At 63.3% G+C, this 13,994-nt stretch carries 13 protein-coding genes; 11 read left to right on the forward strand and 2 right to left on the reverse strand.

Annotated features, from left to right (window positions below; translation table 11 throughout):
* Positions 1 to 23 precede the first annotated feature (23 nt).
* From FJ423_RS05930 to FJ423_RS05980, 11 genes are all read left to right on the forward strand, one after another.
* Positions 24 to 455, forward strand: a complete 432-nt coding sequence (locus FJ423_RS05930) for an EamA family transporter (RefSeq protein WP_140840028.1) — start codon at positions 24 to 26, stop codon at positions 453 to 455.
* Positions 456 to 468: 13 nt separating this feature from the next.
* Positions 469 to 1,476 (forward strand): NAD(P)-dependent oxidoreductase, encoded by a 1,008-nt coding sequence (locus tag FJ423_RS05935; RefSeq protein ID WP_140840030.1) that lies wholly within the window; start codon positions 469 to 471, stop codon positions 1,474 to 1,476.
* Positions 1,477 to 1,499: 23 nt separating this feature from the next.
* Entirely contained in the window at positions 1,500 to 2,975 is a 1,476-nt protein-coding gene (locus FJ423_RS05940; RefSeq protein ID WP_140840032.1) for an aspartate aminotransferase family protein, read from the forward strand.
* Positions 2,976 to 2,987: 12 nt separating this feature from the next.
* On the forward strand, positions 2,988 to 4,220 hold the full coding sequence (locus FJ423_RS05945; protein ID WP_140840034.1) for a hypothetical protein: 1,233 nt from the start codon (positions 2,988 to 2,990) through the stop codon (positions 4,218 to 4,220).
* Complete coding sequence (locus tag FJ423_RS05950; RefSeq protein ID WP_140840036.1) at positions 4,217 to 4,975, forward strand: FkbM family methyltransferase; 759 nt, start codon at positions 4,217 to 4,219, stop codon at positions 4,973 to 4,975. Before FJ423_RS05945 ends, FJ423_RS05950 begins: the two co-directional genes overlap by 4 nt.
* A 142-nt stretch (positions 4,976 to 5,117) precedes the next feature.
* Entirely contained in the window at positions 5,118 to 7,679 is a 2,562-nt protein-coding gene (locus FJ423_RS05955) for an FAD-dependent oxidoreductase (RefSeq protein ID WP_140840038.1), read from the forward strand.
* A gap of 130 nt (positions 7,680 to 7,809) precedes the next feature.
* Entirely contained in the window at positions 7,810 to 8,751 is a 942-nt protein-coding gene (locus FJ423_RS05960; protein ID WP_140840040.1) for a phosphoribosylaminoimidazolesuccinocarboxamide synthase, read from the forward strand.
* A gap of 76 nt (positions 8,752 to 8,827) precedes the next feature.
* On the forward strand, positions 8,828 to 9,670 hold the full coding sequence (locus FJ423_RS05965) for a DUF1194 domain-containing protein (protein ID WP_140840042.1): 843 nt from the start codon (positions 8,828 to 8,830) through the stop codon (positions 9,668 to 9,670).
* A gap of 133 nt (positions 9,671 to 9,803) precedes the next feature.
* Entirely contained in the window at positions 9,804 to 10,754 is a 951-nt protein-coding gene (locus FJ423_RS05970) for an ABC transporter substrate-binding protein (protein ID WP_140840044.1), read from the forward strand.
* A gap of 61 nt (positions 10,755 to 10,815) precedes the next feature.
* Complete coding sequence (locus FJ423_RS05975; protein ID WP_176476899.1) at positions 10,816 to 11,592, forward strand: ABC transporter permease; 777 nt, start codon at positions 10,816 to 10,818, stop codon at positions 11,590 to 11,592.
* A complete protein-coding gene (locus tag FJ423_RS05980) occupies positions 11,589 to 12,380 on the forward strand; it encodes an ABC transporter ATP-binding protein (RefSeq protein ID WP_140840046.1) in 792 nt (263 codons plus the stop codon). Before FJ423_RS05975 ends, FJ423_RS05980 begins: the two co-directional genes overlap by 4 nt.
* Positions 12,381 to 12,400: 20 nt before the next feature.
* Here FJ423_RS05980 and FJ423_RS05985 read toward each other — a convergent pair whose 3' ends face one another.
* The gene (locus FJ423_RS05985) at positions 12,401 to 13,339 is read right to left on the reverse strand and encodes a GlxA family transcriptional regulator (protein WP_263482302.1); all 939 of its coding nucleotides are present in this window, start codon (positions 13,337 to 13,339) and stop codon (positions 12,401 to 12,403) included.
* 307 nt (positions 13,340 to 13,646) lie between these two features.
* Entirely contained in the window at positions 13,647 to 13,781 is a 135-nt protein-coding gene (locus FJ423_RS34580; RefSeq protein WP_140749884.1) for a hypothetical protein, read from the reverse strand.
* Between the last annotated feature and the right edge of the window lie 213 nt (positions 13,782 to 13,994).

Raw genomic sequence — 13,994 nt, forward strand, 5'->3', positions numbered from 1 at the left:
GCCCAAGAGGCGGGGTGGCAACAATGAAATACATAATATTCATTCTCTTCACGGTCATGACCAATGCCGCAGCGCAGCTGATGCTGAAGCAGGGCATGATGTCGATGGGGCCGGTCTCCTTCGAGGGCGTCAATCCGCTCGTCAAGCTCTTGCAGATCGTGTTCAGCCCCTGGGTGTTCCTCGGCCTGTGCACCTTCGTCATCTCGATGGCATCGCATCTCTACGTACTGTCCAAGGTCGAGCTCAGCTTCGCCTATCCGTTCCTCAGCCTCGCTTATGTCGCCGTGGCGATTTTCGCCTATTTCGTCTTCCGCGAGGACCTCAATGGCTGGCGCATCGCCGGCATCGCCTGCATCTGCGTCGGCACGGTGCTGATCGCGCAAAGTGGCCGGGAAATGGGTGGGCGCGGGCATGAGGACCAGACAGCATCCATCAATCCGACAAGATCGGCATAAGCGAGATCGTTCGATGAGACATGTGATTTTCGGCGGCGACGGCTTCGTCGGCCGCCACCTTGCCCCCAAGCTCGCCGCCGATGGCGAGACCGTCGTCGTCGCCGATATCGTCAAGAGCGACCTGCCGCATTACCGCTCCATGCGTTTCGTCACCTGTGACGTCACCGATCCGGTCTCAGTCGCGGGGGTCGGCCTCAGGACCGACGACATGGTCTACAACCTGTCGGCGAAGATGCTGTCGCCGATCCAGGTGCGCGCCAAGCGGCACGATTTCTTCTTCCCGGTGAATTTCCACGGCACCGAGAATATTATCCAGGCGATGGACAAGGCCGGCGCTTCGAAGCTGGTCCACTACACGACCGACATGATCTACGGCCACACGGTCGTGCTGCCGATGACCGAGGACCATCCGGTCGCGCCGCTCGGCGAGTACGGGCTGTCGAAGCTCAAGACCGAGGAGCTCGCCACTGAATGGCGCAAGCGCGGCATGTCGATCTCGCTGTTCAGGCCGCGCCTGATCATCGGGCCCGGCCGTCTCGGCATCCTGGAAAAGCTGTTCAAGCTGATCGACTGGAATTTTCCGGTGCCGATGATCGGCTCGGGCAGGAACCCTTACCAGTTCATCTCGGTATTCGACTGCGCCGAAGCCGCCCGCGCGGCCTGGAAAGCCGGCGTGCCGAACGAGGCTTACAATCTCGGCTCGCTCAATCCGCCGCCGGTCAAAAAACTGCTCGGCGATCTGATCCGCCATGCCGGCTCCAAGTCGATCCTGCTGCCGACGCCCGGCTGGGCGGTCAAGCGCACGCTCGACCTGCTCGACTGGTTGAACATGCCGATCATGGATCCGGAACAGTATCTGATCGCGGACGAGGAATGCGTGCTCGATGTTTCCAAGGCCGAGCGTCAGCTTGGCTGGGTGCCGCAATATCGCGACGAGGACATGCTGATCGCCGCCTACAACGAATATCGCGCCAAGATGGACGGCCACGCCGTCGCCACCAGACAGGTTCCCGCCGAATAGAGCGCGAAGGGGAGATTTTTCAGATGACCGTCATGGCCAAGCCGGAACATACCGGAACACGCACGCTGGTCGACGCGCCGGCGCTTTCGCCCACAGCAATCGCCAAGCCCGATCTGATCAGCGTCGAGCAGGCCAAGGCGATGGACGTCGCCCGCATCACCGACCTGTTCAAGGCTCATCTCAACCCTGGACAGCTGCATTTCATGAAGCTGCTCGGCTTTCACAAGGTCAAGATCGAGCACGCCGAGGGCATGTTCTATATCGACCAGAACGGCCGCAAGATCCTCGATTTCTTCGGCGGCTTCGGCTCGCTGGCCTTCGGCCACAACCACCCGCGCATTTTGGAAGCCCGGAAGAAATTCCAGGAGGAGAAGCGCCAGGAGATCGCCATCGCCTTCATGTCGCAATATGCGGCGGCGCTTGCGCACAACATCGCCAAGTGCTCGCCCGGCGATCTCGACATGGTGTTCCTGGGCTCGTCGGGTTCTGAGGCCATGGAAGCGGCGGTGAAGCTCGCCGAGCGCGCCGCGGGCCCGAAGCGGCCGAAAATCGTCTATGCCGAGAATTCCTTCCACGGCAAGACCAAGGGCGTGCTGGCGATCACCGACGGCCAGCTCTACCGCGCCGATTTCAAGGTCGCAGACAATGTCGTGCGCGTTCCTTTCGCCGACATCGACGCGGTCGAGCGGCTGTTCAAGAGCAATCCGGAGATCGGCGTCATCGTGCTGGAAACCATCCAGGGCGGCGGCGGCATCATCCAGGCGCCCACGGAGTACTGGCAGAAGCTGCGCGCGCTTTGCGACCGCTATGGCGTGCTGTGGGTCGCCGACGAAGTGCAGTGCGGCTATGGCCGCTCGGGCCGCTTCTATGCTTTCGAGCATTACGGCGTGGTGCCGGATGTGACGGCGCTGGCGAAATCGCTCGGCGCCGGCAAGGCGGCGGTCGGGGCGATGATCGCCAGGCGCGACGTCTACATGAAGGCCTATGGCACGCCGAAGACGGCGATGATTCACGCCATGGCGACTTTCGGCGGCATGGGCGAGGCCTGCGTCACCGCGATCGAGGGCATCAATGTGCTCTATGACGAGGGGCTGATCGACAACGCCGCCTCGACGGGCGACTACCTTCTGCAGCGGCTGCAGGCGCTGAAGGAAAAATACCCGAAGATCATCAAGGACGTGCGCGGCAAGGGTTTTATGATCGGGCTTGAGTTCCACGACTTCTCGCAGACCTTGCCGATGGTGCTCAGACCGGTGGTGAGCGTGCTCGACGACAAGCTTAAGGGCTCGCTGTCGGGCTTCGTCGGCTCGCTGCTGTTGCGTGACTATGACGTGCTCGTCGCCTTCACCGAATACAACCGCAACGTCATCCGGCTCGAGCCGCCGCTGATCTGCCAACCCGAGCATGTCGACCGCTTCGTCGACGCCTTCGACAGCCTGTTGTCGCGCGGCATCGTGGCGATCGTGAAGGACTTCGTGAAAAGCCAGGTCGGTAAATAGAGGCCGCCGAGGATGCTGACCAGGCCGTCCGCTCCGACCAATCCGCTGGAACGATTGACCGGCGCCGGCCTGGCGTGGGGCGAGGGGGCTTACGCGAAATGGGCGGCATCGATCGGGGCGATCACCTTCTCGCTCTATATCCTGCTCACCGCCGCGACCGCCTGGCTTATGCCCGACGCCAACTGGGACATGCTGCCCTATCTCGCGATCGCCGAGGAAAGCGCCTACCCGGACCCCCAGGCGCTGCATGACTATGCCTACGGCACGGTCAAGGCCGGCGTGGCGGCCGGCGATTACAAGGCGCTGACCGACGACGGCGCCGGCTTCCGCAGCCATATGGCGCAGAATGCCGCCGATTTCCATTCGCTGCTCGGCATGTACCGGATCAAGTTCCTCTATGCCGAAATTCTTTCCGGCCTCAGCCATGTCGTCTCGCCGGTCGAGGCGATGCGGCTGGTGCAGGTGGTTTCCGTGCTTCTGTTCGGCGCCATTACGCTCGCTTGGCTGCGCGCCGAGGACGCGCTGGCGCTGGCGCCTGTCGTCGGCGCCTTGCTGATCATGGCCGATTTCGGCGATGCGGCGCGGGCCTCGACGCCGGACCTTCTGTGCTCGGCACTATTCCTCGGCGGTGTCTTCGCCTATGTGCGCAGGCGCGAGGCGGCGACGGCGGTCCTGCTGTTCCTTGCTTTCCTAGCCAGACCCGACAACATCGTCTTCCTCGCCATTTTTGCGGCGCTGCTCGTCGCTTTCCGTGAGAAGGCATGGGGCGCGCTGGCAGGCTTCGCGGCCTCCTTCATTGCTTATTTCGTCATTTCGCATTGGGCCCAGCATCCCGGCTGGTGGCCGCATCTTTGGTTCTCCAGCATCGAGCAGCATTACAACATGGACGGGTTCGAACCGCCGTTCTCGGTGACGGCCTATCTCAAGGCCTTCGCCGCCTCGGTGGTGCGTGCCATCAACGTCAACAGCTGGGTCGGCGTGTCGGTTCTGGCACTGGCCGGATGGTACGGCTTGAGCCGCGCCGGTTTCCGGCTCGACCGCCGCGCCGGCATCCTGCTGGCGGCGCTTGTGCTCGGCGTGCTGGCGAAATTCGCCGTCTTCCCGATCCACGACAGCCGCATCTACTTCCCCAATCTTCTGCCGCCCTTCCTGCTGCTTGCCGCGCCACTGATGGCGCTGTGGGCATCGGCAAGCCAGGGCAGGCACCGCGCCGCGCTGCAGGTCATTCCCGGAGACAAGTCATGAACTCGCTTTCCAGTCTCGCGCGCGTTCTTCTGTCGCTCGGCCTTCCGGCCGGCCTGCTCGATCGCGGCCCCTCTCTGCACGGCACGAAATTCCTCGCCAAGGCGGCGCTTAAGGCACGGTTCGGCGGCAACGGCCGGCCGTTCCAGATGGTCAATGTCGGCGCCTGCGACGGCGCGCTGTTCGACGACGTAACACCCTGGCTGCACCGGATCCCCGGAGCGTGCGCGATGCTGGTCGAGCCGATCCCGTACAATCAGAAGCGGCTGCGCGCCAATTACCCGGATGCCAGCCGCTTCGTCATAGAGCCGGTGGCGGTGACCAGGACCAAGGGCACGATCACGGTCCATACATTCGATGCCGCGGCGCTTGAAGCCGGCACGCTGCCGATCGAGTTCATCGGCTGCTCGTCGGTCACCGACACCAATCTGATGTCGGGCAAGAACGCCTGGGGCGAGGCCGACGGCAATTTCAACAAGTTCGCGCCGCACTTGAAGGATATCGAGGTGCCGTCCGAAACCTTGCAGACTTTGCTCGACCGCAATGGCATCACCCACATTGACGCTTTCCTGGTCGACTGCGAAGGCGCCGACTGGATGGTGTTCGAACAGCTTGACCTTGGCCGCTATCGTCCGGGCATGATCAAGATCGAGGTCGGCGCGCTGCCTGCGGCCGAGATCGGCCAGGTCGTGGTAAAACTGAAGACCGCGGGCTACCAGGTCGGCTTCCAGGCCGAGGACGTCTGGGCCTTCGACTAGCCAATTCATCTCAGCGCGAGGGGTCGCGCCGTACCTGCGGCGTGTCGCAAACAGGCGGTAGCTCAATCCGCGACCTCTGCATATTGTGCGCCATTCGAAAGGCGCGCAAACGCGCCCGTCCATCATTCCGGAGTCGCGGGCAATGGCAGAGTTTCCGAAAAAGGCGAAGGTCGTCATCGTCGGCCTGGGCGGTATCGTCGGCGCGTCCGTCGCCCACCACCTGATCGAGCGCGGTTGGGAGGATATCGTCGGCATCGACAAGTCGGGCATCCCGACCGATATCGGCTCGACGGCGCACGCCTCGGACTTCTGCTACACGACCAGCCACGACTTCCTGTCTTGCTGGACGACGCTCTACTCGATCGATTTCTACGAGAAGATGGGCCACTACGCCCGCGTCGGCGGCCTCGAAGTGGCGCGTGTCGGCGACGACGCCCGCATGGACGAGATCAAGCGCAAGATCGCCTCGGCAAAATCCTTCGGCACCCGCGCGCGGCTGATCGAGCCGGCCGAGATCAAGCAAAAATTCCCGCTGATCGAGGAGCATCTGGTGCAAGGCGGTCTGTGGGATCCGGATGCTGGCCTCGTCATCCCGCGCTCGCAGACGGTTGCCGGCAAGCTAGTCGACCAAGGTGTCGCGGCCGGCAAGCTCCAGGCTTTCGCGAACACCTCGGCCAAGGAACTGATTGTCGAGAACGGCCGTATCAAGGGCGTGGTGACCGAGCGCGGCACGATCGAGGCCGATTATGTCGTGGTCTGCACAGGCATCTGGGGCCGGCTCACCGCGGCGCTGGTCGGCGAGGACCTGCCGGTCATGCCGATCGACCATCCGCTGACATTCTTCGGCCCCTACAACGAGTTCGCCGGCACCGGCAAGGAGATCGGCTGGCCGCTGCTGCGCGACCAGGGCAACTCGGCCTATATGCGCGACACCGGCGACCCGAAGACCGCCGAGGGCGGCCAGATCGAATGGGGTTATTACGAGGAGACCAATCCGCGTCTGTGCCATCCGCGCGATCTTCTCGAAAAAGACCAGGCGCGGCTCTCGCCGTCGCAGCGCGACCTCGACATGGAGCAGATCATGGCGCCGCTGGAGCGCGCCATGGAGCTGACGCCGATCCTCGGCGAGCTCGGCTACAATGAAGGCCATTCCTTCAACGGCCTGCTGCAGGTGACCACCGATGGCGGTCCGTCGATGGGCGAAAGCCAGAAGGTGAGGGGGCTGTGGTATGCCGTCGCCATCTGGGTCAAGGACGGCCCGGGCATGGGCAAGCTGATCGCCGACTGGATGACCGACGGCCGTACTTCGATCGACCATCACGCGATAGACTATTCGCGCTTCTACCCGCACCAGACCAGCGAACAGTTCATCTGGGATCGCTGCACGGAAACGGCGATGAAGGTCTACAATCCGGCGGTGCATCCGCGCGAGCCCTTCTCCAAGGGCCGCAACATCCGCCGCTCGCCGTTCTATGAGCGCGAGAAGGAACTCGGCGGCTATTTCATGGAACTGGGCGGCTGGGAGCGCGCCCATGGCTACGCGGCCAACGAGCATCTGCTGGAGAAGTATGGCAACCGCGTGCCGGTGCGCGAGAACGAGTGGGACAACCGCCACTTCTGGCGCGTCTCCAACGCCGAGCACCTGGCGATGAGCGAGGATTGCGGCATCGTCAACCTGTCGCATTTCTCGATGTATGACATCGAAGGGCCCGACCATGTCGCGCTGCTGGAATGGCTGTGCGCGGCCAAGATCGGCGGCGACAGCAATATCGGCAAGGGCATCTACACCCACTTCCTCGACGAGGAAGGCATGGTGCGCGCCGACTTCACCGTCATCCGCATGGCCGATCGGTGCCGGCTGATCGACGGCGCCGACGCCGGCCCGCGCGACTTCCGCTACATGCAGCGCACCGCGCAGGACAAAGGCTTCGACGTCACCGTCACCGACGTGACGGAGAAATACGTCACCATCGGCATCTGGGGACCGAATGCGCGCACGACCCTGCAGAAGGTGGTCGAGGATCCGAACGGGCTGACGCCGGAGAATTTCCCGTTCGCGGCAATCAAGCCGATCCGCATCGGCGGCAAGGACGTCACCGCCTTCCGCATCTCCTATGTCGGCGAGCAGGGCTGGGAATTGCATATGCGCTACGAGGATGGGCTCGCCGTCTGGGACGCGCTGCGCTCCACCGGCGTCATGCCGTTCGGTGTCGAGACCTATGCCAACACGCGCCGCATGGAAAAGAGCCTGCGCCTGCAGAACGCCGATCTGCTCACCGAATACAATCTGCTCGAGGCCGACCTCGCCCGCCCGAAGGTCAAGGAGAACGACTTCTGCGGCAAGGCCAAGCATCTGGAGTATCGCGCCCGCGAGCACCAGCCGGCGATGCTGTGCACGCTGGTAATGACCGACAACAAAGACGCCAAGGGTGTCGCGCGATATCCGGTCGGCACCATGCCGGTGCTGGATCCCGCGACCGGCGAGACGCTGGTCGACGAGCTCGGCCGCCGCTCCTTCACCACTTCGGTCGCCTACGGCCCGACCATCGGCAAGAACATCGCGCTCGCCTATCTGCCCTGGGACTATTGTCAGGAAGGCCGCAAGCTCAACGTGGAATATTTCGGCGAGACCTATCCGGTCGAGGTGGCCGGTGTCGGCTACAAGCCGCTCTACGACCCGGAGAACCTCAAGCCGCGGAGCTGACAACCGGCGCAATAGCGGCAACTGGTCGGAAAAGCTTGGCCTTCCTCGGAAGGCCTTCAAGCTTGGCTTGATGTGCCGGGGGCCAGCGGCTTATGTGGCCCATCAGCAGCCCGCGAAAGCAACACGCCCCATGCGCATCCTGTCCGACGCCTTCATTCCCGAACTGCCCAACCGTTACAATGGCAAGGTGCGCGAAAATTACGATCTGCCGGACGGGCGCCGCATCATCATCGCCACCGATCGTCTAAGCGCGTTCGACACGATCCTGGCCTCGATCCCATTCAAGGGGCAGGTCCTCACCCAGACGGCGCGCTACTGGTTCGAGGAAACAGCCGACATCTGCCCCAATCACGTGCTGGAATATCCCGATCCCAATGTCGTGGTTGGCAGGCGGCTCGACATGCTGCCGGTCGAGATCGTGGTGCGCGGCTATCTGGCGGGGACCACCAGCACCTCGATCCTGACCAAATACAGGAAGGGCGAACGGAGCTTCTACGGTCACACCTTTCCCGATGGGCTGCGCGACAATGAAAAGCTGCCGCAAGCGATCATCACCCCGACCAGCAAGGCCGCCAGCGGCGGCCATGACGAGCCGCTGTCGGAAGCCGAGATCATCGAACAGGGGCTGCTCACGCAGGCGCAGTGGGACATCGTATTGCGTTATGCGCAGCAGCTGTTCGCGCGCGGCCAGCAGCGCGCCGCCGGACGCGGCCTGATCCTGGCCGACACCAAATATGAATTCGGCACCGCGCCGGACGGCGCCATCGTGCTGGCGGACGAGATCCACACGCCCGACAGCAGCCGCTACTGGATCGCGGCGAGCTACGACGAGGCGTTCGAAAGCGGCGGGCGGCCGCAGAGTTTCGACAAGGATTTCATCCGGTCGTGGGTGTCGGCGCGCTGCGATCCCTACAAGGATCCGATCCCGCAAATTCCGGACGAGATCGTCAACCAGGCCTCGGCGGTCTATATCCAGGCCTACGAGGCGATCACGGGCGCGAAATTCGTGCCCGACTTTTCCGGTGACAGCGTGCTGGAACGCATCCGTTCGAATCTCGCGCGGTATTTTTGAGCGGTCCCGCGGCGGCGGAATCCGATGCCCGGATTACCGGCTTTTGCGCGCGGCGATTTTCGCCTAACCTTGCTCCATGTCTGCTTATGCCCGTGCAAGGCATATTTTTTCAGGCAGTGCCGCGCTGGCGCTGGCGCTCTGGCTGACACCGGCAGCTTCTCCCGCCGAGCCCGTCGATGTCGAGCTGGTGCTGGCGGTCGATGTTTCGCTCTCGATGTCACCGGCCGAGCTTGAGATCCAGCGTCATGGTTATGCCGCGGCGCTGACGCATGACAATGTGCTGAAGGCCATCGCCGACGGCGCCTACGGCAAGATCGCGGTAACCTATGTCGAGTGGGCAGGCACGACTTGGCAGCGCGTCATCGTGCCGTGGACGGTGATCGCCAACCGCGCCGATGCCGAGAAGGTGGTGGCGCAACTCGATGCCCGTCCGCCCGACAGCGCTCGGCGGACCTCGATCTCCGGCGCGCTGAGCTTCGGCAGCGACCTGTTCGCCGAGAGCGGATTCCAGGGAACCAAGCGCGTCATCGACATCTCCGGCGACGGGCCCAACAATCAGGGCGCGCCGGTCGACCTCACGCGCGACGAGGTGGTCAGGCAAGGCATCACCATCAACGGGCTGCCGCTGATGACGCGCGGCGGTTTCAGCGGCGCCTTCGACGTTGAGAATCTCGACCGCTATTACAGCGACTGCGTCATCGGCGGACCGGGCGCCTTCATGATCCCGGTCAATGACTGGACGCAGTTTCCCGAAGCGATCCGCCGCAAGCTGGTGCTCGAGCTTGCCGGTCCCGCTTCGCTGCAATGGGCGGCGCAAGAGGCGGCGCATCCGCCGGTCGTGCTCGCCGACGACGGGCCGGCCGCGGATTGCCTGGCAGGCGAGAAGATGTGGCGCAACCGCGGCTGGGGCACGCCGTGAGCAATCGAGAAGCCCCTCAAGGTCCGCCGGCGGGCGTCGGATTGGACCATCGTCCGGTGCGGCTTCCGCTTCATTGACAAGCCTTTTGGGGTCTGTGAGACAATTCGCGCTCACCACAAAAAGGGGAACCACAATGAAAAGAACCTCCATCTTCGCGGCGGCGCTGACGGCGGCCGCGGTGCTCAGCGCGCCGGCGATGGCGGCGACGTCGATCACCATCGGCATCAGCGGCTGGACCGGCTTCGCGCCGCTGACCTTGGCCAAGCAGGCCGGGCTTTTCGAAAAGCACGGGCTCGACGTCACGCTCAAGAAAGTGCCGCAGGCGAGCCGTCCGCTGGCCATCGCCAGCGGCGACCTGCAATGCGCGGCAACCACGGTCGAGACCTGGATGGTGTGGAACGCCAGCGGCGTCACCACCAAGCAGATCTTCCAGCTCGACAAATCCTATGGCGCCGACGGCATCGTCGTGCGCAACGACATCAAGACCGTCGCCGATCTCAAGGGCAAGAACGTTGCCTCGTCCGCGCCTGGAACCTCGCCCTATTTCCTGCTCGCCTGGGTGCTCAACAAGAACGGCATGTCGACCAAGGACGTGACAGTCGTCAACCTGGAGCCGGACGCGGCGGCGCAAGCCTTCCTCGCCGGCCAGAACGATGCCGCCGTCACCTACGAGCCCTTCATCTCAGCCGTGCGCGACAAGGCCGACCAGGGCCACATCCTGGCGACCACGCTCGATTATCCGATGGTGATGGATACGGTCGGCTGCACGCCGGACTTCCTCAAGGCCAATCCCGATGCCGCCAAGGCGCTCGCCGACAGCTATTTCGACGCGCTCGACATGATCAAGAAGGATCCGCAGAAATCCTACGAGATCATGGGCGCCGACGTGAAGCAGTCAGCCAAGGAGTTCGAGGAGTCGGCCAAGTACCTGAAATGGGCCGACAAGGCCGAGAACAAGCAGTTCTTCACCAAGGATTTTCAGGACTTTTCCAAGACCGCGGCAGAGCTGCTGCTGCAGATGGGGCTGATCAAGGAAGCGCCGGATGTGTCGACGCTTGCAGACACCAGCGCGATCACCGACTGATCGCGTATCGCCCGATCGGCGGCGTGACGCCGCCGATCCCTCCTCTCAAGGACTTTTCCTGATGCTGCGCCCCTTGCATCCCGTTGCGCCGGGCACGCGAACCGTGCTCGGCGTCGCCTTCTTTGTCCTGTTCGTGGCGTTCTGGGCGTGGATCACGCTCGGCGGCCATGTGAACCGGATCTTTCTTGCCGATCCGCTGTCGATGCTGAAGGATGGCTGGCGGCTGCTCGTCGAAGACCGGTTCTGGCTCGATATCCTGATCACTATCTGGCGCGTCTTCGGCGGCTTCGTGCTGGCGTCGATCGTGGCCGTGCCGATCGGCATCGCCATGGGCGCCTGGAAGCCGGTCGAAGCCTTCCTCGAACCGTTCGTGTCCTTTGCGCGCTACCTGCCGGCGTCGGCCTTCATTCCGCTGCTCATCCTATGGGCCGGCATCGGGGAACTCGAAAAGCTCCTGGTTATCTTCGTCGGCTCGGTGTTCCAGATCATCCTGATCATCGCGGTCAAGGTCGGCGGCACGAGGCGGGACCTTGTCGAAGCCGCCTACACGCTGGGGGCGACCGACAATGGCATCGTCAAGCGCGTCATCATGCCGGCCAACGCGCCGGAGATCGCCGAAACGCTGCGGCTGGTGCTCGGCTGGGCCTGGACCTATGTCATCGTCGCCGAGCTGATCGGCTCGTCGTCAGGTATCGGTTACATGATCATCAACAGCCAGTCGCGGCTGGCGACGGGACAGATCATCTTCGGCATCATCGTCATCGGGCTGATCGGGCTTCTGTCCGACTTCGCCTTTAAGGCGCTCAACCGCTGGCTCTATCCGTGGAGCCTGGCATGAGCAAGCTTCTGATCGAGCGCGTCTCGCGGACCTTTGCCGGGGTCGGGGGCGGCCAGCCGGTGCAGGCGCTGCAGCCGGTTGAGCTGTCTGTCTCGGCCAATGATTTCATCACCATCCTCGGGCCATCCGGCTGCGGGAAGTCGACGCTGCTGAGGATCGTCGCCGGACTGGAAGCGCCGAGCACCGGCCGCGTGCTGCTCGACGGCAAGGCGGTCACCAGGCCGGGGCCGGACCGCGGCATGGTGTTCCAGTCCTACACGCTGTTTCCCTGGCTGACGGTCGCCGAGAACATCGGTTTCGGCCTGCGCGAGCAAGGCAGGCCCGAGCGCGAGCGCAACGAGATCGTCGCTTCCTATGTCGATCTCGTTGGGCTGAGGGGCTTCGAGAACCATTGGCCGAAGCAGCTGTCGGGCGGCATGCAGCAGCGCACGGCGATCGCGCGCGCCTTGGCCAACGACCCCGAAATCCTGCTGCTCGACGAACCGTTCGGCGCGCTGGACAACCAGACGCGCGGACTGATGCAGGAACTGCTGCTCGGCATCTGGGAGCGGCGCAAGAAGACGGTGCTGTTCGTCACCCACGACATCGAGGAGGCGATCTTCATGGCGTCGCGGGTGATCGTGATGAGCGCCCGGCCCGGCCGCATCAAGTCGGATGTCCCGGTCGACCTGCCGCATCCGCGCCATTACACGCTGAAGACCAGCCCGGAATTCTCCGCGCTCAAGGCGCAGCTTACCGAAGACATCCGCATCGAGGCAATGCGGACCGCGCAGGGGCAGTCCGCCTAGACGACTGCGCCTTTGCCCGCTTAAGCCGCCAGCAACTGCTTGCGGTCGACGCGCTCCTGCTGCGGCGAGCGCGCGTAGAGCTCGCGGTAGCATTTGGAGAAATGCGAGGCGGAGACGAAGCCGCAGGCCACCGCCACTTCGACCACCGGCAGCGACGACTGGATGAGCAGGTGCCTGGCGCGGTCGAGCCGGATCTCCAGATAGTAGCGGGCAGGCGAGCGGCCCATCTCGGTGCGGAACAGGCGCTCGATCTGCCGGCGGGAAAGATCGACATGGTCGGCGATCTCGATCAGCGACAGCGGTTCGGCTAGGTTGGCTTCCATCAGCTCGATGATGGTGAGCACCTTCGAGTTCTGAACGCCCAGGCGGGCGCGCAGCGGCAAGCGCTGGCGATCGGTCGGGCTGCGCACGCGGTCGGTCAACACCTGCTCGCAGACGCGGTTGACGAGGCTTTCGTCGAAATCGTCGCCGATCAGCTTCAGCATCATGTCGAGCGCGGCGGTGCCGCCGGCGCAGGTATAGACGTTCTGGTCGACCTCGAAGAGGTCGGCAAAGACATTGGCCTTCGGGAATGCCTCGGAAAAGCCCGGCAGGTTTTCCCAATGGATGGCGCAACGCTTGTTGGACAACAGGCCGGCGGCGGCCAAGATATGGGCGCCGGTGCACAGGCCGCCGACGGCGACGCCGCGGTTGTATTCCTCGCGCAGCCAGGCGAAGGCCGATTTGTTGTGGTAGCGCTCGACATTGATGCCGCTGCAAACGATCGCCATGTTCGGCCGATCCGGCCCGGCCATCTTCTTGCGCTCTTCCTCGAGCGAGGTGTTGACGGCGCATTCGACGCCGTTCGAGGCGCGCACCGGCTTGCCGTCTATGCTGGCCAGCCGCCAGCGATAGGCTTCGTAGCCGAGCATCCGGTTGGCCGAGCGCAGCGGATCGAGCGCCGTCGCAAAGGCGATCATGGTGAAATCGGGAATGAGGAAGAATACAAACGATCTCTTGATCGGATGCTTTACGGCATTCACGGGAAACCTCACGCAGCCATGACGCGAACAGGATGTCGCGAACAGCATAGCGACAACAGGAAAAATCATTCCTGTCAATCGGGTAGGCGGCTAAGTGAAGATTAAATTTGCGACATGGGTCGCAAATGGGCAATTCAGCTGGGCATAAAGCTCCATCGCCCGGGCAATGCAACGTCAACGCACATGAAAACGCCGCCTCGGTTCAACCGGGCGGCGTTGAATTCAGCTTTGGATGCCAATTGCCTCAGGCGACGAAGCCGAGACGGGCAGCATTCATGGCGCCGGTCTGGCCGGGCATGGTCTTGGCGAGACGCTGACGCTCGAGAGCGGTCGTCAGGTTCATTTCGCGGCGGGTGAACAGGCGGGCAAAAAGCTTCATCATCATCTCCATTCGGTTGCTCAGACGGGTCGCCTTCGCTTGATGGAGTGGGGCAGCTCGTTTGCTGGCGTGGATATAGGCTCGCTTCAGCAAAAACTAAATCGCAAAAGCGAAGCGCTTGTTATGAAAAGCGACATCATTTGCGACTGTTTTAGGCGGTGTGCTCAAAATTTCCGATAATTTACAGCGGCTTAATTCGAAAATTAACCCGCT

The sequence above is a fragment of the Mesorhizobium sp. B2-8-9 genome (assembly GCF_006439475.1).
GTDB lineage: Bacteria > Pseudomonadota > Alphaproteobacteria > Rhizobiales > Rhizobiaceae > Mesorhizobium.

Excerpts from the sequence above, each read along its gene's own strand:
- FJ423_RS05930 (WP_140840028.1), top strand. The coding sequence starts at position 24 with ATGAAATACATAATATTCATTCTCTTCACGGTCATGACCAATGCCGCA.
- FJ423_RS05935 (WP_140840030.1), top strand. The coding sequence starts at position 469 with ATGAGACATGTGATTTTCGGCGGCGACGGCTTCGTCGGCCGCCACCTT.
- FJ423_RS05940 (WP_140840032.1), top strand. The coding sequence starts at position 1,500 with ATGACCGTCATGGCCAAGCCGGAACATACCGGAACACGCACGCTGGTC.
- FJ423_RS05945 (WP_140840034.1), top strand. The coding sequence starts at position 2,988 with ATGCTGACCAGGCCGTCCGCTCCGACCAATCCGCTGGAACGATTGACC.
- FJ423_RS05950 (WP_140840036.1), top strand. The coding sequence starts at position 4,217 with ATGAACTCGCTTTCCAGTCTCGCGCGCGTTCTTCTGTCGCTCGGCCTT.
- FJ423_RS05955 (WP_140840038.1), top strand. The coding sequence starts at position 5,118 with ATGGCAGAGTTTCCGAAAAAGGCGAAGGTCGTCATCGTCGGCCTGGGC.
- FJ423_RS05960 (WP_140840040.1), top strand. The coding sequence starts at position 7,810 with ATGCGCATCCTGTCCGACGCCTTCATTCCCGAACTGCCCAACCGTTAC.
- FJ423_RS05965 (WP_140840042.1), top strand. The coding sequence starts at position 8,828 with ATGTCTGCTTATGCCCGTGCAAGGCATATTTTTTCAGGCAGTGCCGCG.
- FJ423_RS05970 (WP_140840044.1), top strand. The coding sequence starts at position 9,804 with ATGAAAAGAACCTCCATCTTCGCGGCGGCGCTGACGGCGGCCGCGGTG.
- FJ423_RS05975 (WP_176476899.1), top strand. The coding sequence starts at position 10,816 with ATGCTGCGCCCCTTGCATCCCGTTGCGCCGGGCACGCGAACCGTGCTC.
- FJ423_RS05980 (WP_140840046.1), top strand. The coding sequence starts at position 11,589 with ATGAGCAAGCTTCTGATCGAGCGCGTCTCGCGGACCTTTGCCGGGGTC.
- FJ423_RS05985 (WP_263482302.1), bottom strand. The coding sequence starts at position 13,339 with ATGATCGCCTTTGCGACGGCGCTCGATCCGCTGCGCTCGGCCAACCGG.
- FJ423_RS34580 (WP_140749884.1), bottom strand. The coding sequence starts at position 13,781 with ATGAAGCTTTTTGCCCGCCTGTTCACCCGCCGCGAAATGAACCTGACG.